Annotated in this window: 24 protein-coding genes; 1 reads left to right on the top strand and 23 read right to left on the bottom strand. The window is 68.3% G+C overall.

The window, feature by feature from the left end:
- Window positions 1-58 precede the first annotated feature (58 nt).
- The 19 genes from Leucomu_RS03610 to dnaN form a co-directional block, all read right to left on the bottom strand.
- The gene (locus tag Leucomu_RS03610; protein WP_128386377.1) at window positions 59-445 is read right to left on the bottom strand and encodes a hypothetical protein; all 387 of its coding nucleotides are present in this window, start codon (window positions 443-445) and stop codon (window positions 59-61) included.
- 2 nt (window positions 446-447) lie between these two features.
- Window positions 448-1,404: an SU10 major capsid protein gene (locus Leucomu_RS03605; RefSeq protein WP_128386376.1), complete on the bottom strand. Its 957-nt coding sequence runs from the start codon at window positions 1,402-1,404 to the stop codon at window positions 448-450.
- A 19-nt stretch (window positions 1,405-1,423) separates the two neighbouring features.
- On the bottom strand, window positions 1,424-1,984 hold the full coding sequence (locus Leucomu_RS03600; protein ID WP_128386375.1) for a helicase: 561 nt from the start codon (window positions 1,982-1,984) through the stop codon (window positions 1,424-1,426).
- Between the two features lie 155 nt (window positions 1,985-2,139).
- Window positions 2,140-2,322 (bottom strand): hypothetical protein, encoded by a 183-nt coding sequence (locus Leucomu_RS03595; protein WP_128386374.1) that lies wholly within the window; start codon window positions 2,320-2,322, stop codon window positions 2,140-2,142.
- A complete protein-coding gene (locus Leucomu_RS03590; RefSeq protein WP_128386373.1) occupies window positions 2,304-3,401 on the bottom strand; it encodes a VG15 protein in 1,098 nt (365 codons plus the stop codon). The genes Leucomu_RS03595 and Leucomu_RS03590 overlap by 19 nt, the downstream gene beginning before the upstream one ends.
- A 15-nt stretch (window positions 3,402-3,416) precedes the next feature.
- Window positions 3,417-5,024, bottom strand: coding sequence for a phage portal protein (locus tag Leucomu_RS03585; protein WP_128386372.1), 1,608 nt, complete (start codon window positions 5,022-5,024; stop codon window positions 3,417-3,419).
- A 1-nt stretch (window position 5,025) separates the two neighbouring features.
- Window positions 5,026-6,537 carry a hypothetical protein gene (locus Leucomu_RS03580; protein WP_128386371.1) on the bottom strand — a complete coding sequence of 504 codons (1,512 nt, stop codon included), beginning with the start codon at window positions 6,535-6,537 and terminating at the stop codon, window positions 5,026-5,028.
- Window positions 6,494-6,916, bottom strand: coding sequence for a hypothetical protein (locus tag Leucomu_RS03575; RefSeq protein ID WP_128386370.1), 423 nt, complete (start codon window positions 6,914-6,916; stop codon window positions 6,494-6,496). The genes Leucomu_RS03580 and Leucomu_RS03575 overlap by 44 nt, the downstream gene beginning before the upstream one ends.
- Before the next feature lie 142 nt (window positions 6,917-7,058).
- Window positions 7,059-7,400 carry an HNH endonuclease gene (locus Leucomu_RS03570; RefSeq protein WP_128386369.1) on the bottom strand — a complete coding sequence of 114 codons (342 nt, stop codon included), beginning with the start codon at window positions 7,398-7,400 and terminating at the stop codon, window positions 7,059-7,061.
- Window positions 7,401-7,627: 227 nt separating this feature from the next.
- Window positions 7,628-7,981, bottom strand: a complete 354-nt coding sequence (locus Leucomu_RS03565; protein ID WP_128386368.1) for a hypothetical protein — start codon at window positions 7,979-7,981, stop codon at window positions 7,628-7,630.
- Window positions 7,978-8,262 carry a hypothetical protein gene (locus Leucomu_RS03560; RefSeq protein WP_128386367.1) on the bottom strand — a complete coding sequence of 95 codons (285 nt, stop codon included), beginning with the start codon at window positions 8,260-8,262 and terminating at the stop codon, window positions 7,978-7,980. The genes Leucomu_RS03565 and Leucomu_RS03560 overlap by 4 nt, the downstream gene beginning before the upstream one ends.
- Before the next feature lie 2 nt (window positions 8,263-8,264).
- Entirely contained in the window at window positions 8,265-8,468 is a 204-nt protein-coding gene (locus Leucomu_RS03555; protein ID WP_128386366.1) for a hypothetical protein, read from the bottom strand.
- Window positions 8,469-8,858: 390 nt separating this feature from the next.
- Window positions 8,859-9,521, bottom strand: a complete 663-nt coding sequence (locus Leucomu_RS03550; protein WP_128386365.1) for a DUF7341 domain-containing protein — start codon at window positions 9,519-9,521, stop codon at window positions 8,859-8,861.
- Window positions 9,518-9,994 carry a hypothetical protein gene (locus Leucomu_RS03545; protein WP_128386364.1) on the bottom strand — a complete coding sequence of 159 codons (477 nt, stop codon included), beginning with the start codon at window positions 9,992-9,994 and terminating at the stop codon, window positions 9,518-9,520. The genes Leucomu_RS03550 and Leucomu_RS03545 overlap by 4 nt, the downstream gene beginning before the upstream one ends.
- Window positions 9,995-10,035: 41 nt before the next feature.
- On the bottom strand, window positions 10,036-10,311 hold the full coding sequence (locus tag Leucomu_RS03540; RefSeq protein WP_128386363.1) for a hypothetical protein: 276 nt from the start codon (window positions 10,309-10,311) through the stop codon (window positions 10,036-10,038).
- Window positions 10,308-10,910 (bottom strand): oligoribonuclease, encoded by a 603-nt coding sequence (gene orn, locus Leucomu_RS03535; protein ID WP_128386362.1) that lies wholly within the window; start codon window positions 10,908-10,910, stop codon window positions 10,308-10,310. The genes Leucomu_RS03540 and orn overlap by 4 nt, the downstream gene beginning before the upstream one ends.
- On the bottom strand, window positions 10,910-11,119 hold the full coding sequence (locus Leucomu_RS03530) for a hypothetical protein (RefSeq protein WP_128386361.1): 210 nt from the start codon (window positions 11,117-11,119) through the stop codon (window positions 10,910-10,912). The genes orn and Leucomu_RS03530 overlap by 1 nt, the downstream gene beginning before the upstream one ends.
- A gap of 445 nt (window positions 11,120-11,564) precedes the next feature.
- A complete protein-coding gene (locus tag Leucomu_RS03525; protein WP_128386360.1) occupies window positions 11,565-12,002 on the bottom strand; it encodes a hypothetical protein in 438 nt (145 codons plus the stop codon).
- 136 nt (window positions 12,003-12,138) lie between these two features.
- Window positions 12,139-13,236, bottom strand: coding sequence for a DNA polymerase III subunit beta (dnaN, locus tag Leucomu_RS03520; protein WP_164884503.1), 1,098 nt, complete (start codon window positions 13,234-13,236; stop codon window positions 12,139-12,141).
- A gap of 195 nt (window positions 13,237-13,431) precedes the next feature.
- On the opposite strand from dnaN, the gene Leucomu_RS03515 reads away from it, so the two are divergent.
- Entirely contained in the window at window positions 13,432-14,685 is a 1,254-nt protein-coding gene (locus Leucomu_RS03515; RefSeq protein ID WP_228407350.1) for an IS256 family transposase, read from the top strand.
- Here the strand turns inward: Leucomu_RS03515 and Leucomu_RS03510 are convergent.
- The 4 genes from Leucomu_RS03510 to Leucomu_RS03495 all read right to left on the bottom strand — a co-directional run bounded on the left by Leucomu_RS03510 (window position 14,645) and on the right by Leucomu_RS03495 (window position 16,732).
- The gene (locus Leucomu_RS03510; RefSeq protein ID WP_228407248.1) at window positions 14,645-15,076 is read right to left on the bottom strand and encodes a hypothetical protein; all 432 of its coding nucleotides are present in this window, start codon (window positions 15,074-15,076) and stop codon (window positions 14,645-14,647) included. The two genes, Leucomu_RS03515 and Leucomu_RS03510, sit on opposite strands and share 41 nt — an antisense overlap.
- Before the next feature lie 40 nt (window positions 15,077-15,116).
- Window positions 15,117-15,839, bottom strand: a complete 723-nt coding sequence (locus tag Leucomu_RS03505; protein ID WP_128386357.1) for a hypothetical protein — start codon at window positions 15,837-15,839, stop codon at window positions 15,117-15,119.
- Window positions 15,840-16,234: 395 nt separating this feature from the next.
- A complete protein-coding gene (locus Leucomu_RS03500) occupies window positions 16,235-16,465 on the bottom strand; it encodes a hypothetical protein (RefSeq protein ID WP_017883493.1) in 231 nt (76 codons plus the stop codon).
- Window positions 16,466-16,471: 6 nt separating this feature from the next.
- Window positions 16,472-16,732: a hypothetical protein gene (locus Leucomu_RS03495; protein WP_128386356.1), complete on the bottom strand. Its 261-nt coding sequence runs from the start codon at window positions 16,730-16,732 to the stop codon at window positions 16,472-16,474.
- Window positions 16,733-16,807 lie beyond the last annotated feature (75 nt).

Here is a 16,807-nt window from a genome sequence, read left to right as displayed (position 1 = left end):
ACCCCCTCTCGGGAACAGCGAAGGGGCCAGAGTCTCCCCTGGCCCCTTCGGGCAGCGGTTACTCGGCGGCGAGCGCCTCGGCGATCCGGGTGCGGATCTTGTCGAGGTTCTGCAGCTTGCCGAGGTCGATGCCTTCCGTCTCGGCGAAGGCGCGAAGCTGGGCCTCGTCCATCGCATCGAGATCGGGATCGTCATCGCCTTCGGGGTCGATGGCGGGGTCGTCCTCGGGGTCGTCGTCACCTTCGGGGTCGTCGCTCTCGGGGTCGTCGTCCAGGTCGGGCTCGGGGTCCACGTCGTCGCCGGGTTCGATGCCGAGGTGCTCGTAGCGGTGGAGCTTCTCGATGAGGTCGGGATCGGTGACCTCGGCGATGCCCGCGCGGAACTTCACGCTGGCGTCGCCGACGTGAAAGCGCAGCTCGGGGTGCTTGGTGGAGAGGAATCGCATGATCAGGCCTCCACCACGAGCTTGCCGTGCTTGCGCTCGTTGCCGTAGTTCAGGCCGATCTCGCCGTAGACCTGCACCTTGTCCGACGCGCCGGTCTTCGCGAGCTTCTCCGCGAAGAAGTGGCCCTTGCCGGGCACCTCGAGGAACGCGGGCTTGCAGTCCTCGAGCGACGCGACGGCGAGCGTGTCGGCCGGCATCCACCGGTCGAGCATGATGTTGCACTTGCCGAAGTCCGTCTCGAAGGTCTGCAGGTTCACGCCGCCGACCGAGCGGGACGTCTCCTGGTAGCCCTTGTCCTTGATGAAGATCTTCGTGAGCTGCCGCTTCAGCGACGCGTTCACGATGACCGTGCGGGTCTCGCCCTCCTGCAGGCCGCCGTTGTCCCAGGCGTCCTGCATCAGGTCGAGCACGGCGGACTCGGTGAGCTGGCCGCCGGTGACGACCGCGGCGTTCGTCTGGATCGCCTGCAGCAGGCCGCGCGTGCGACGCGGTGCGGTGTTGTCGGCAGGGCGGGCGTAGGTGCCCGAGATGAACGTCTTCTCGATGTCGCGGGCGATCTGCTTGAACACCTGCTGCAGCTGCCAGGCGAGCTCGTCAGCGGGGATCGTGGTGTTGCCGATGGTGACGGCTGTCGCGCCGGCACCGCGCTGCTTGGTCGCGCCCTGCTTCGTGTAGGAGACGCCGGTGGCCTCCTGGTGGATCTCGAGCACGTTCGACGCGTTGTAGCGCACGCGCTCCTCCGACTCGGGCGCGTCGGCACCCTCGAGGCGCTGGCGGTCGTCCTCGGCGTCGCGCAGGTCGTACCCCTGCCACTCGAAGAGCGTCGCCCCCACCGACTCGCCGCCGGTGAGGCCGCCGATGGCGGAGAGGAACGGGGTGTCCTCGGGGGAAGCGTTGAAGAGCTCCCCGACGTAGTTGGGCAGGTTGTAGGTCGTGCCCAGACCGGTGATTCCAGTCACAGTGACTGTCCTTTCGTCGTTAGCTTGCGGCCCCCAGCTGCATCGCCTTCAGGGCGGCGACGAGCTGGTGGTTGCCGGCCGCCTCGGCGGCGGCGATCTGTTCGGGGAGCGACACGTTGCCCGGGTTCCGCGGCTGGTTCCCGATCGTAGGGACCGGCTTCAGCGGTTCGGGCTCCTTCGCGAAGGCCGGCTTGAGGAGTTCGGCGTGCGCCTGCAGTTCCTCGAGCGTGGACCCGCGCAGCACTCCAGCGGGGACGCCGGTCGCCTCGGCGACCTCCTTCGCCCACGCCGCCTGCTGCTTCTCAGCCTTGAACGCGGCGTTCTCGGCCTGCAGCGCGGCGAGCTGGTCGGCCTGCTTCTGCTCGGTAGTCTTCTGGGCCTCCTCGACCTGCGCGAGCTTCTCGGCGGCGGCTTTGTTCTCCTTCGCCCGCTGCTCCCACTGGCGCGAATGCGCGAGGGTCTCCTCGTACTTGGCCTTGTAGTCGACCTCGGCGTCGCCGTTCGGCTCGGCCGGGGTGGCCGCCGCGCCGCCGTTCGGCTGTGCGGTGGTCTGCGCCACGGGGGTCGTGGTGTCGCTCATGGTGTCTCCCTGTTCAGGTAGCCCGTCGCCGTGCGGCTCGGGGCGGGTGGATATGGGGTCTCCCGCCGTGCGGCAGGCAGCGTCGGAGCCCGGAGATTCCGGGCATGAAAAAACCCCGCACCAGATGGGTACGGGGTTAGTAGGGGGGGGCCAGGCTAGGCGGCTTCGAGGGCCTCGCCGAGCGATTCGCCATGCTCTTCGGCGTAGGCCTCGGCGATCCCGAGCAGCGCGTCGACGTCACGGTCGAAGTAGAGCGCTTCAACGTAGTCGGTCTCGTCGTCGCGCAGGTACGGCAGAATGAAGGCGCGCAGCCGGGCGGCTACTTCCTGTTCTGCCATGATCTCCATGCCTCCATGATAGGACTCGACGGCGATGGCGGGAAGGCCGTGAGCACGCCGTCGAGGTCCCCGCGATGCTTCACGCCGACGATGTACAGCTGCCCGTCGATGACCTTGTGCAGGTTCTCGACGCCCTCGAACTTCGGGTTCGGGTGCGGCAGGCGCGCGTCCGGGTGCGCGGCGGTCTCCCGGATGACCTTGGCGATGTCGTAGGGGGTGAACGTCTCGGGGAACGTGTCGATCGCGCCGCCGCCATTCAGGTGCCGCTTGAGGATGTGCCCCCAGTTTCGAGGCGTGAGCGGGCGGACCGTGGCCGGCCAGCCCTGATCGATCGACCGCAGGATCGAGGGCACGCTCGCGCCGTCCGTGTACCGGTCCGGGTGCATGTCCCGGAGGCGCTGCAGGATGTTCCCCTCGGAGAGGGCGAGGCCGTCAGCCTCGACTTCGGCGCGCGCCGCGCTGTACCGGTCGTACATCTCGGCGACGCGGGCGTCGTGTGCGGCGCGTTCGGCGGCGTTCATCGCGAACTCGGGCACCTGCTGGCAGTCGCATTCGTCGTGGTAGCGGTGGATGGAGCCGGCGAGTTCGGCGCTGCCGTACACGAACCCGCGGGAGGCGAGCATCTCGCAGAATGCGCAGGTGCGCGCCCCGGATGGGACGCGCGCGAACGCGACGCCGCTGCGGGTGGCGCTGCGCTGGACGGTGCCTCGGCTCGCGTTCTTCACGTGCCGCTGCAGCGACTTCTCGAGCTTCCGCCACGTGTCGACGGGGTCGCCGTGGTAGAGGTCGTCGGCCGCCCATCGAACGGCCTCTACGAGCGCGTCGCTCTCCACCTCGGCGAGCACCGCCGCCCCCGGTTTCCCAGTCGCGGCGAGCACCGTCTCCTCATACCAGTCGGCCGCAGCGGCCGCGGCGAGATCTCCGTACCGTTCGCCGAGGGCCGGCACGAACGTGAGCAGCGCGTCGCGCAGCTCCTCGGCAGGGAGGTTGCCGTACAGGCCCCAGAACTTCGTGAGCTGGTCCTTCGCCATGCGCGCGGCCGACTGCTGGGAGCGGCTGAGCTTGCCGATAGCGCTCATGCCGCCCCCGATCGGTCATTTCTCTTCGAGGTCGTTCGCCTCGTCCTGCGGCATGCGCAGCGACACCGGTACCGCGCCGGTCATCTTGATGCCGGCGAGCCCGACCTTCTCGGCGACCTCCGTGGGGTCCGCGCCGGCGCGCACGCCGACGCCGAGAGCGTCGAGCTGGGCCTTCACGATCTGCGCATCCCGCAGGGCCGCCTCACCGGCAACCTCCTCACCCTCTGCGAGGGCACCGTCAGCGGTGAGGCGGTCGAGCACGGTACCGGCGGCCATGCGCCGCTTCTCGGCGACGGCCTGCCGGATGCGGGCTTCGGACATACCGATCATCCGCATCCCGGTCTCGGTGCCCTGCAGCTCGGCCGCGGTGACTTGCTTCATGCCAGCATCCGCAAGAGCCGCGTCGGAGGCATGATCCGGGCGTCGCCACAGCAGTTCGAGGTCGGCGATCTCGCGGGGTGGCTCGGTGAGCCGGTCCCGGATCATGATCGCGTTCTCGAAGGTGCGGCGCTTCGCGTGACCGTAGACGGTGTGCTGCTGCTTGACCATGAACATGATGTCCTCGCGTGCAACGTTCTTCGCATCCGCAGACTCGGGGTTGTCCTGCGCGATGCCGAGCGACCCGAGCGGCACGCCGGTATGGCCGGAGAACTCCGAGGCGAGCTGCCGGAGCGTCGCGATGTGCGGCTCCGGCGACTCCGCACTGATCTTCTCGATCTTCGGGAGCTCACCCTCCTCGTTCACCCCGAGCGTGTTCATGCGGGACATGTAGTACGACCAGAGCGGGATCGTGCGGCCCTGCTCGTCCGTGAACGCGGACTCGTCAGCGCCGAGCAGGAACAGCTTCAGCGCGCTGAACGCCTCCGAGTGCACGTCGAGGCGGGAGCCGGCGCGGACCACACGGTCCACGATCGACATGACCCGCCGGTCGACGCGCGCCCGCCCGAAGGGGCGGTCGAGGTCCGGGGCGAGCGGCATCAGCTCGAGACCGCAGCGCCCCAGGGGGTTCTTGATGCGGTCGGCGAGGATCCACCCGCCGGCCATCTTCCGGCACACGAGCGTCTCGAACGGGGTGAGGAGCATAATCTCGGTTGGGGCTCCCAACACGTCGACTGCGCCGACGAGGAGGCCCGCCGACAGCTCCCGCAGGCGCGCGTTCCACAGGCCCGTTGCCCACATCGCCGAGTGGTGCATGATCAGCACCTCGGGCTCGCCCGACAGGACGTCGCCTGGGGTGACTGACTGGAACGCGCAGGAGTACGTCATCGACGCACGCACACCCTGCGGGAACTCCACCGCGTACCGGTTGCGGTACAGGAGGTGGCGCAGGTCGAACGGGTCGGGGTTGCCGTCCTCGTCCAGCATGCCCTCCCAGATCGTGCGGTTCGCGGGCTCGGTGACCGCTTTCTCCGCCCACCCGCTGACCACGTTCAGGTCATCGAGCAGCTCGGGCGGGATCGAAATCCGCAGGTCCTTCAGCTTGTTCTTCCCGTCGAGGTATATGAGGCGCTCGATGTTGCGGGGCAGCTTCGCCGCCCACTGCTGCCATGCCTGATCGAGGATGTTCTGAGTGGTGTGGTCGAGGCCATACACCTGCGGCGGAGCCGGGAGGTACATCACCATGTCACATCACCATCCCAGTGGATCGTCGGCCAGGTCGGCGCCTGGTCGTCTTCGCACCCCAGTAGGCGAGAGTCGCCGCGTCGAGGGTGACGACGGTCTTGCCCTCTTCGGCTTCCCACCCGAACCCGCCGGCGGTGCCGATCTTGCGCTTGGCCGCGCCGAGCACCTGCTCATCGAAGTCCTTGTCGCCGGGGTGTTGGAGGCCGCCGGTGACGACGGCTTGCTCGAGCATCGAGTGCGCGGCGATCACCTGATCGAGCGAGGGGCGCAGCAGCTGCTTCTTGTTCCGCAGCCCGGCCTCTCGGAGCGCGTTCACGAGGAAGCCGGCGTGCGCCTTCCCGTCGATCACGATGACCGCGGTCACCGGCGCATCCTCCACAAGTTGGTCGATGAGCCACTGCGTGCCCTCGCCCATGTTGCGCTGCTCGATCGGTTCGATGAACACCGGGCCGGTGCGCGGCTTCCATGCGGCGGCGAGGCCGACGCCGGAGCCGTCCGTGGTGAACTTCACCCCGTACGTCATAACCGCGTCCTCGGGCTTGCGGGCCTTGAGCACGCTCCACGACGACTTCGAGAACGCCTTCGCCTTGCCGCCGCGGGGAGACCACTGCCCGAGACGTTCACGGCAGAACCCTTCCGGGCTCATCGCGAGCAGCTCGTCCTGCACGGTGGTGATGCGCAAACGCACCCCGAGCGCGGGGTTCGTCTCATACGCGAGTTCCCGCCACCGCTTGATCGCCTCTTCGGGGCGCATGTCGTCCGGGATTGACCACTCGTCCCAGCAGATGCGATCCGCCTTCGGGGTGAGGGCGTCCTTGCGGATGCGCTCGAACACCTCGCCCGGCGAGTTCGGGCCGGGCGGGGTGCCGAGGAAGATGATCTGCGGATCCCCCGAGGGGGCGGCTGCGATAGTCGGTAGCAGCGCCTCGAGCTGCTCGTCGGTCATCTCCTGCGCCTCGTCGCAGAACAGGTCGTCCACGGTGTAGCCGCGGCCAGATCCGCGCGAGCGCGCCACGAACTCACACGACGCGCCCCCGTTGCAGTCGCACCGGTCACCGCGCTCGCACTCGCGCGCGTGCAGCACGATGGCCTCTTGGCCGTTCGTGCGGCGGATCTCCTTCACGAGTTCGGCGAGCTCGGGGTACTTGCGAGGGTTCTCGAAGAAGCTGATGAGGCGCAGGAACGCCTTCCGGGCGGTCTTCACCTCGTGGGCGGTGTGCAGGAGCTTGCGGCCCTGGATCGCCATCTTGTGCAGCTGCACGACCTCGACGTTGCCGTTCTTGCCGTTCTGGCGCGGCACGGCGAGACCGCAGCGGCCGGCGGCGAGCTTGCCGTCCTTGCCGCGGGCGAGCCACCCGAAGGTGACCGCGCCCTGCCACTCGTCAGCGGTGAGGCCGTAACCGCCGGAGAGGAAGACGGCATCCTCGCCGTCTTCGAAGTCGATCGCGCCCTTGGGGCGGACCCGGATCCTAGGTTCCTGCAGCCCGCGCAGCGCGCTTCCTCGCGAGTTCATCGAGCACCGAACTCCTCTTCTGGCCGCCCTGCTGCTCCGCCGACTTCCCGAGCCCGAGGGACACGAGAATCTGCCGCAGCGTGTTGGCCTGCTGCCGGGCCTCGCCCAGCACGTTGTCGAAGTGCACGTGCACCTGGATGTGGCGCTCTTCGTCCTCATCGAAGATCTCACCGACGCGGAACCGCATCAGCTTGAGCACGCCCTTCCCGGCGATGATCTGGTCGAGCTCATCGAGCCGATCGATGATGCGACCCGCCTCCATCGCGAGCGCCTCCCGTGACAGCTCCGCACCCGCGGGCGAGAGCGCCGCAGAGAGCTTCTGACCGCGGCTGGGCGCACCCTCCTGAGAGGGCCGGCGCAGGGGCTTCCTGGCAGTCATCAGAGCCTCCGTCTCGGATCATTCCGACCTCGGGGGGATATATCGCTATGCCTCTGGGTGCGCTGGGGCGGCGGGGTGGGGGTCACTCCCCCACCCCGCTCGCCGGTGGTCGGCCCCCGCAGCCCGTTCCCGGGTCGGTGGGTCAGGTCGCACGGCCGAATCGGATGGTCGGCACGGTCTGTTTCGTGCGGCGCTGACGATTGGTGGTCTTGTCGCCGACCGACTGGTTACACCGGCGGCACAGCACTGCGCCGTTGTCGCGTGTTTCTCGTCCTCCGAGCGCATGGGGCACGATGTGATCGGGTTCGGCACTGTTGGGCCGTCTGCTGACGACGTAGTCGAGCCACACGTTGCAGCGTCGTCCCGCGTGATGCGTGCAGTTCGCTTTGCATGGGCAGTGCGTGATGCCTTGCTGCTGTGCAGCGTGGAGCGTGCGCGTGCGCCACGCCTTGTACTTCGCGGTACCTGTGCGCGAGGTCGCCATGACCACCTCCACGAGGACAGGGCCGGGGCTGAGCGTGTGCGCCCCGGGTGCGCAGCACCTACCCCCGTGCCCGGCATGCGGGTGGGTGCTGCGTCAGCCGGATGCTGACGGGCGCTAAGCGAGACCGTGTACTGGCGGGAGGACGGTCGACCCGGGTCGGCCGGTGCAGGGTCAGGTGTGCCCCGTGCTGAGCCCGCGCACCCCGATGCATGGCCGTGCCCCCGGGGTCAGCTGACGAGCACCCCGATGCGAGGACGGCCCCCCGGGTTGCTGGCGAAGCACGGCATGATCGTTTCCATGAAGCGCGTGTCCTGCAGGTAGCGGTGATCATCGACCACGACGAGGTCGAGACGGCGGCCGCGTAGACGGTCAACGCCGCGTCGCGACAACAGGTGCACGCGCCCACCGTTCTTGAACTCGATCCGTTCGGCACCGTTGGCCTTGAACCAGCGATGGATATCGGCTTGCCCGGCCGCGCTGATCGCGTCACCGATCGCGTTGGATTGCTCCTGTCGGCCCGAGATCACTGCGACCTGGCGGCCGTGAGCGGCGAAGATCGCGAGGGTGCTGCCGTCGATCATGAAGCGCTCTCCGACTTGACCGTGGCGAAGTTGAACGCGTACTGGTACCGGAGACAGCGTCGCGGCTCCTCCTCGAGGATGAGCTCGGCGACGCTCACGAACCGGATCGCTGCGTACCCCGCCTCGCGCGCCTCGCGCAGTGCGCTGAGCGCGGCGGCCTCGAACAGCTTCTCGTCGCGCTCAGGCTTACGGACCCGGGCGATGCGATCCACCGCGACGAGTACCGTCGCCGGCGTGTTCCGGTCACGATGGAGATCCTGCGGGGTGGGCTCGATCAGCATGGTCACTCCCTCTGGAAGCCGAGTCGGATGTCGGGGATGCGACGCTCGCTGTCGTCGCGGATCTCGTGGGGCATGGTCTCCACGAGCGTGTCGTTCCCGGGCGGCGGCGTCTCATCGTCGCTCTGGTCGCGGCCGTCGATCCACTTCGCACCGAGCCGGTAGATGACGACGAGCGCGACGGTCGCGACGAACGCCCAGTCGCTCACTTCACGCTCCCGAGGCACGGCGACTCGCAGGGCTCACCCTCGCGGCCAGCGTTGTACCCGTACGGCAGGCCCGAGTCCTCTGGGTCGCAGCGGCTCTTGCCGCGATAGTTGCCGGCCTCGTGAATCGGCCAGGTTTCGCCACTGATCGGCTGTCCGCAGTGCTTGCAAACCACGATGGCCTCCTTGGAGAGTGTTCCCGCGCTCGCGCCCGTGCGACGAGGTGATGCACCGAAGCGCCGAGAGAGTGAGTAGCGGCGCGGCGCGGGAAGATCCTGCAGGAACGGCGAAAGCCCCGGGAGCTGTTGCTCTACCGGGGCTTTCGACACTTCTCCTGCGTGAGGCTAGGTTAACACCATCCGCGCGCCGACAGCAAGAACCCTCGCCGAAGCCCTACCCCTTCCCGTTCCCGGCGGCGAGCGCGACGACGAGCTCTGCATAGTCGACACGCTCGCCGGCGCTCTCAGCGAGTTCGATCAGCTCGTCTCGGGTCGCCCACAGCTTCCCGCAGCAGTGGCACTCAGCGACGAGCGCACGCCCCGGCCGCACCGGGATGCGCAGGGCGGCTTGCCGGGTCATCACTTCCACTTCACGGCCGCCACGCTTCTCCACCGTGGTCTCTTCGTGGTAGCGCTCGCCGCAGTCGGGGCACGGGAACGTGAGCTCCTTCTCGTGAGGCGGATCGAGCAGGTTCTCGATGCGGTAGACCATCACCCCGAACATGCCGGTGCGCGGGTCGTCCGGGTCCAGGCGGTCGCCGGCAACCTCGGCGCGGAGGATTCCGGCGAGACGCACGATCGCGTCGGCGAGGTCGCCTCGGTGGTCACGCCGGTAGTGGTCGAGCCACGCGCGTGTCGTGCCGTCGATCTCCTCATACAGGTCGAAGGCCTTGGTGTTCAGCACCGAGCCGCCGGCTGCGCCACGTGCTCCTCCGTACCCGACTGAGGAGTAGCGGGCGCGGCGCAGCTGCTCGAGCAGCGGATCCGCGACCACCACCCGCCCCTCGATCATCTCGGTGTGCGTCGACGTCAGACGCTCCACGTCACGGTCAGTCACTGGTCCTCCCTCGAGTGGTCAGGTTCGGTTCGTTGCAGCACCCGCCGCCGCATGGCTTCCCACGCGGGCGTCCGGTAGTGGGTTAGTTGCCCGGCGAGTACTGACGCCTGCCAGGGCTCGATGGGGAGGCCGCTTCGCCGGGTCGACTCGGCGTCGAGCAGGTCGAAATCGCGGTTGATGCGGTCCATGTAGAAGTCGCGCACGGCGCTACTCCACGCGATCGGATCATGCCGATACCGGCGCTCGATCAGATCGAGCTGGTAGCGGTCGCTCAGCACGTAGTCGCGGACGCGCTGCTGCTCAGCCAGCACAGCGCGCACCATGCCGGCAGCGAAGGCCTGAAACCCTGCCGCGACATGCTCGACCGCCTCAGCTACTCCACGCCCGAACTCAGCGAGCGCCGAGATCGCGGCGTCGAACGAGACCATCACCTGCGCCTGCTCGCGCCGGCGGCGAGCGCCGCGCACCTTCATGCGAGGGAAGAACTCGGGGCGGCGAGGCAGCTGGCCGCGGCTCATCGGGCACCATCCCAGTCGCAGTCCACAGACGATCCGCCCACGGCGACGCAGGTCACGACCCGCCCATCGGGAAGATCCACCTCGATATGGTTCACGGTCGATCCGGACGCGTAGCCCGAGTTCGCGCACCCAGCAAGCAGGAGCGCGATCGGCAACGCGAGGCCGAGCAGCAGCCCGGTGACGAACGAGAGCGTGGCCCGCTTCCGTGGCGTGCGCTCCACCGGGCGCTGACGGGCTGCACGAGCCTCCGCACGACGATCCCGGCGGCTCATCGTGCACCCCCAGGAGACGGGACGATGAAGCCCGCCCGCTCGTAATAGCGGTACTCCTCCACCGACTCCCGAATATCCGGCAAAGCACGATGCTCCTCACGCTTCACCGGGGCCCCCGCGAACACCTCCGGGGCGCGGCGGCGGGCGAGCTCCTTCACCGTCGACACATCAATATCGCGGTAGTGGAACTGCTGCGCCAAGAACGGCATGTGCGCCTCGATGAAGCCCCGGTCGAACTTCACGTTGCTGCCCAGCATCGGGGCACACAGCGCGTCGTACTCGTCCAAGAACTCGATCGCGTCATCCTCCACATGCGCAATCCCCTCACCCGGGCGAGACGAACGCGCCTCATGCACCTCCGCCACCAGACCCGAAGCGCGATGCATCTCCAACACCACCGGCGACATCCGCAACCGCGTCATCATCCCGTGCAACGACTGCGGCACCACCGACGAGAACCGACCCAACTCATTCAGATCGTTATCCAGCACCACCATCGCGATCTCGAGGATCAGATCACCGGACTTCTCCAAGCCCGTCGTCTCGAGGTCGCACCCCACGATGCGATCCTCGTTCACCCTCATCGTCGTCTTCGTCATCAGTTCTTCCTCTCAGTCGGCGCATCCGGGCGGGCGAGCTTCGCGAGCGCCGCCGCCGTCTCGTCCGTGACGTGGGTCGTGATGCGGGCGCCACGGCGAGCACGCCGACGCTGCCGCACCCGCTTCACCCGCTCCACCTCCTGCGCACGCTCCGCCGCCGCACGCAGCCGCGCAGCCACCTCGGCAGGGTTCGGGATCTTCTCGGTCACCGGTTCGTTCCTTCCTCGGAATGGCCCTTCGTTCGGTGCATGGTGCAGAGCCCGCAACACGGTGCGAACTTCTGGGTGAAGCAGGCCGGGCCGGTGCAATGCGTAGTGCAGTAGCTCGGTTCGCCGTCCCGTGGCGGTCGGCACTCTCTGGTGGGCACGATCATCACCGTGCGCCGCTTCGCCGTCGTCAGAGGCGACCCGACGACGGTCGCGCCAGGAATGTCCGAAGCAATCGCCTCAGCCGCTGCTCGCAGAGGGAACGGACCCCGCCTGCCCCTGAACTCGTAGGGTCCGTCAGGCACGGTGACGGTGAACTCGAGTAGTTGGCCGTACTCGTCCCGGTGCGGGTGTCGGCGAGCGAGGTCGGATAGATACTCGGTTCGGGTGCCGGGCCTGCCGCCCGCCTCGATGTCGGCCTCAGCGATGGACGCGATCCGATTCGTCGTCATCGGCTCGTTCCTTCCTCGGCGGCGAGCGCCTGGCCGCTGTCGATCAGGCCGTAGGCGGCGAGCGCGGTGCGCATCGCGTCGATCCAGCGCCCTTGCGAGGAGTGAGATTCTCGGGCCCACTCGCCAGCGCTGAAGAACGATTCGTAGAACGCTCGTGCGGCGCGCTCGGTTCGCTGCTCGACATCCGCGAGCGATATCGGCGAGGCCATGTACCCGCAGCTGCACGACTCCATCAGATAGTGCTCATCGGCGACCGGGCACTCGTCATTCGGCTTCGGCTGAGCGGGGCCGGCTGGCGAGAGATCGGGGTACGGGACCGTGAGGCTCACCCCGTTGCCGATCTTGATCGAGGCGCGCAGACCCTGCCGGGATGGCACGACATGCTCGAGTTCGCCCTCGATGCGGGCGGTTACCCGCGTTCCTGCTTCGAACATCAGGGCCTCGCTTTCGGTGATGCGGCATCCGCCGCGGTGGTCGTTGGTGGGTTGGGGAAGTCGTCTTCGGTGAGGCCGATGCGTTGCAGCACGTCGACCACGGATGCGGGGAAGGTCCGGGGGAACACGTGGCGCCTCACTTCTGGTTCGCGACCATGAGGTAGCGGTAGCCGTCGCCGGCCGTGAACATCACCGGGCCGGGGCGCGGCGACGACGGCTCGTGCGTGAACCACGCCTGCACTTCGGTGGCTCGGCACGCCGAGAGGCCGTCGAGCACGAGTTGCGGGCGGAGCCTCACCTGCAGATCCAGGTCGCCATCGAACGCGACCTCGAAGCCGTCCTCGATACTCGACGCATCCCCCGTGCCCGTGAGAGAGCACTCCGACTCCGAGAACGTGAACTGCAACGCATCCTCCGGTGCGAGCGCCAACGCGCCCCGCGAAGTCGCTGCAGACATCGCGTCAACATCGATCAGCGCGGTCGAGCGAGCGCGCTGCGGGAACAGGCCCGCGACCGGCGGGAAGTTGCCCGCGAGCGTCTGCGACATCAGACGGCCCCGCTCCCCCTCGAACACCACCGCACCCGACGACGTGAGCGCGAGCGAAACCTCCTCCGACGATCCGAGGGACTTCGCCGCCTCACGCATCACCGACGCCGGCACAGCCACCGTCGCGCTGCCAGTGGTGGCGCACTCCACGGCGAACATCGCGACCCGGTAGCGATCCGTCGCCGACAACGTCACCCCTCCCTCGGACACCGCGAGGTGCACGCCGATGATGACGGGCCGCTCCGGTGCGGACTTCGCAGCCGCCAACGCGACCCGGCCCACCGCATCCTCGAATCGGGCGCCGGACATCGAGAACAGGGGCTCCGCATCGAACGTTGGCTGCGGGCACTCGCCCACCGGCATCAGCGGCAGGGACGCGCGCACCGAACCGCATCGGATCAGCAACTCGCGCTCACCCGCCTCGAACACGACCGGCTTCGCCGGCAGCTTGCCCACGATCCGTAGCAGCGTCGCAGCGTGCACCACCGCAGCCCCCTCGGCGGAGATATCCGCGTCGATCGTGGTCTCGGCGGCGGCCTCGTAGTCGTAAACAGTGAGCGTCAGACGACCCGACGCGGCGGTCAGCAGCACGCCGGCGAGCACCGGCTGCAGGGGGCAGGCGGGAGACATCGCGGCCACGAACGAGAGCGCGGCGGCCAGGTCGGCACGGTCGATCGAGATCTTCACTTCGAGCCACCCTTCGCGGCCTGCTCCCAGATCGGAGGACCGAACACGCTGCGCAGGAACGCCTCACTGCGGGGAGGCTCGGGCGGGTAACAGGACTGGCGGCGGGACTGTCTGAATAATGGTGTGTGAGGGTCCGGCCTGATCCGAAAGGAGATGGCCGTGGCTGACACGACCACTGTCGTTGTTGACGACGAGATGATTGATCCCGTGACCGGGGAGATCATCGATCAGAAAGAACTCGCAGAACGCTTGCTCGCGCAGGCGAAGGAGCAGGGCGTGAGCCTGACGGGGCCGGGCGGCCTGCTCAGCCAGCTCACGAAGAACGTCCTCGAGACCGCGCTGAATGCCGAGTTGACCGAGCACCTCGGCCACGAGCACGGCGGGACCCCAATCGGCGAGAACATGCGTAACGGGACGCGGGTCAAGACGGTGCTGACAGAGATCGGCCCCGTCGAGATCGAAGTCCCGCGAGATCGAGACGGGTCGTTCGAGCCGGTGATCGTCCCCAAGCGGAAACGCCGACTGGACGGCATCGATCAGATCGTTCTGTCCCTTTCCGCTCGGGGGTTGACGACCGGTGAGATCGCTGCGCATTTCGACGAGGTCTATGGGGCGAAGGTCTCCAAGGACACGATCAGCCGGATCACCGAGAAGGTCGCCGGGGAACTCGCCGAATGGTCGAGCAGGCCGTTGGATGCGCTCTACCCGGTGATCTTCGTCGACGCGATCGTGGTGAAGGTCCGTGACGGGCAGGTGAGGAACACCCCGTTCTATGTCGTGATGGGCGTCACCGTGAACGGGGAACGCGACATCCTCGGCATCTGGGCCGGTGACGGTCAGGAGGGTGCGAGGTTCTGGCTGCAGGTGTTCACCGAGCTGAAGAACCGGGGTGTCGAGGACGTGCTCATCGCGGTCTGCGACGGGCTGAAGGGTCTCCCGGAGGCGATCAACACCACTTGGGAGCAAACGGTCGTCCAGCAGTGCATCGTCCATCTGATCCGCAACAGCTTCCGCTACGCCGGGCGGCAACACCGCGACGCGATCGTCCGTTCCCTCAAACCCGTCTACACGGCCCCGTCGGAGCAGGCGGCGAAGGATCGGTTCGAGGAGTTCGCCGCCGAGTGGGGCGGACGGTATCCGGCGATCGTGCAGCTCTGGAAGAACAGCTGGGCGGAGTTCGTGCCGTTCCTCGAGTATGACGTCGAGATCCGGCGGGTGATCTGCACGACCAACGCGATCGAGTCAATCAACGCTCGCTATCGGCGCGCCGTGAGAGCTCGGGGGCACTTTCCCAACGAGGCCGCCGCGCTGAAATGTCTCTACCTCGTGACGCGGTCGCTTGACCCGACTGGCGGCGGAAGGGCACGCTGGGTGATGAGGTGGAAGCCCGCGCTGAACGCGTTCGCGATCACCTTCGCCGGACGGTTCGAGAAAACCACTCACGAATGAAAACCGCCGGATCCCACACACCGTTTATCGGACAGACCCGCAGATCGTAGAAGAACGCGCGCTTGAAGTTCGGCGAGGCAATCACGGTGCCCGACGCGACCGCCTCACGCACCATCGACCGCGCGCGGTGCGCGTCGGCCTCGTGCAGTGCCGCGGATCCGCGCGCACGGTCGCGATCGGCGAGCGCCTCGTCACGGTCGTCGAGCGCGGCCTGCAGACGTTCCTGCAGCTGCTCGATCTCCTCGGCGAGGGCCTGCGCCTCGGCGCGGTCGGGCCACGACGGGCGGGCGACCCGGCGCGCGAGGATCGAGTTGATGTGCCGCTCGAGCGAGACGTGCTCGCGGTCGGCCTCGTCCTGCAGCGCGGTGCGCGTCTCAGTCGAGAGGGTCAAGGTCAAGGTGTTCACGATGGGGCTCCCGTCGTCGTGGTGGTCAGGTGTGCTCGATGCGGCCGTCGTCGGTGAGGTACTCCTCGGGCTCGGGGGCGGCCTCGAATCGGGGGCCGGGCGGCGCGGCGGCCGGCGTCGACAGTGCGGCGTATTTCGACGCGGTCTGCCAGATCTCGAACGCCATGCGGGTCGTGCGGCACGGGCCGCAGGGTTCCTCGGTCCCCCACGGTTGATGCTGTGAGCAGAACGGGGACGGGGGTCGCGGTGCATCGGAGTCTGGGGTTCGTGAAGGGGTGCCGTCGCCCGCGCCCGCTCGCTCGCTCGCGCTCTCGCGCTCCCACGTGCCCTCCCCCGCGCACGCGCTCGCCCGCGCTCTCGCCTCTACCGTGAAGGTCTCCTGAGACGTTCGTGAAGGCTTCATGAAGCCTTCCGGCGGCGGGAACGCCGAGCCGCGCGGGTCGGGGTGCTGCACCGCGGGCCACACCCGGATCTGCAGCAGACTCCGCCCCCGATCGTCCACGTACAGGCGCAGCCAGTGCACCGCGCTGAGCTGGCCGAGATGCTCGGCGAGCAGCTGCTCGGTCATCTGCTCGTCGTGCTCGTAGATCTCCGCGAGCATCCGGCGCAACCGCACTTCGGCGCGCCCCCAGTCGTCCACGTACAGGCGCAGGCCCGCCGCCGTCACCCGCACCTGGGCCGGCAAAGACCCGATCTGCGGATCGGTGAAGTCGGATGGTGGCAGCCACCGCTGCCGAGCGATCTGCATGAACTGCCACTCCTCTGAAGAACATCTGCTGCGCGGCCAGGTACTCGGCTTCGGACTCGACCCGGAACGCCTCACGGAACCCCCGCCCGCCGGGGAGTAGCCGCGCGCCCTCCGCCTCGGTCGAGAACGCGGGCAGGAAGCGGGCGCGCAGCTCGGCGAGCACGTCGACCTCGACGTCGGCGACGACGTCGCGCACCATGACCGGGGCGGCCGCATCGAGCGGGATCAGCCCGTCGAGTTTCGCCGTCACCATCGACCACACCCGATCCGGGAGGCCCGTGCGGTTCTCGGGGCGGCGGCGTCGGGTGCGCTGCGTGCGCCCGATCTTCAGCACGCCCAGCTGGGGCCACCAGACCAGATACACCGTCCACAGGCCCGAGCCGACATAGACCCGGCTATTCATCACGACCACCTCGCGAGGTACCGGTCGACCCGGCGCGAGAGGTCCACGAGCCAGTGGAAGGCGCGCAGGATGCGATGACGAGGATGAGCATGACGAGCAGCCCCGGCACGACCGACAGGCCCTGAACGATCGGGCTCGTCCACCACAAAGGTGTGAAGGCCGTGAGCGCCGCGGCGACCGCGAGCAGGCACAGGATCCGCCACGCGTGATCGGTCCAATCCATGACGGCTCACCTCACACCGATCGGATCCACGCAGTCGGCCGACCGCTCGTGAATGGTGAAGCGGGCGCCGGGCGCACGGTGCGCGTCGCACACCACCAGGCGCACCGGCAGGAAGGGGGCAGCGGGCGCGGGGCGCTCGACGCGGCGCGGGTGCGAGCACGCGGCCGAGATCGCGTGCGGCTCCTGGCGCACACCGCGCGGCGTGCAGACCTCGGACTCGCACGTCACGAGCGTGCCGGGGGCGATGGTGCGGGGCGGGATAGGCATGATGACTCCTGAAAATGGGTGTGCAGTAGCAGGGCCAGGGCCGCGGTCGGCGCCGGCAAGTGGTCGGGAGGCCGG

It is taken from the genome of Leucobacter muris, from assembly GCF_004028235.1.
Classification (GTDB): domain Bacteria; phylum Actinomycetota; class Actinomycetes; order Actinomycetales; family Microbacteriaceae; genus Leucobacter; species Leucobacter muris.
The sequence above is the reverse complement of the archived record's forward strand: the minus strand, read 5'-3'. Positions and strand labels throughout refer to the sequence as shown.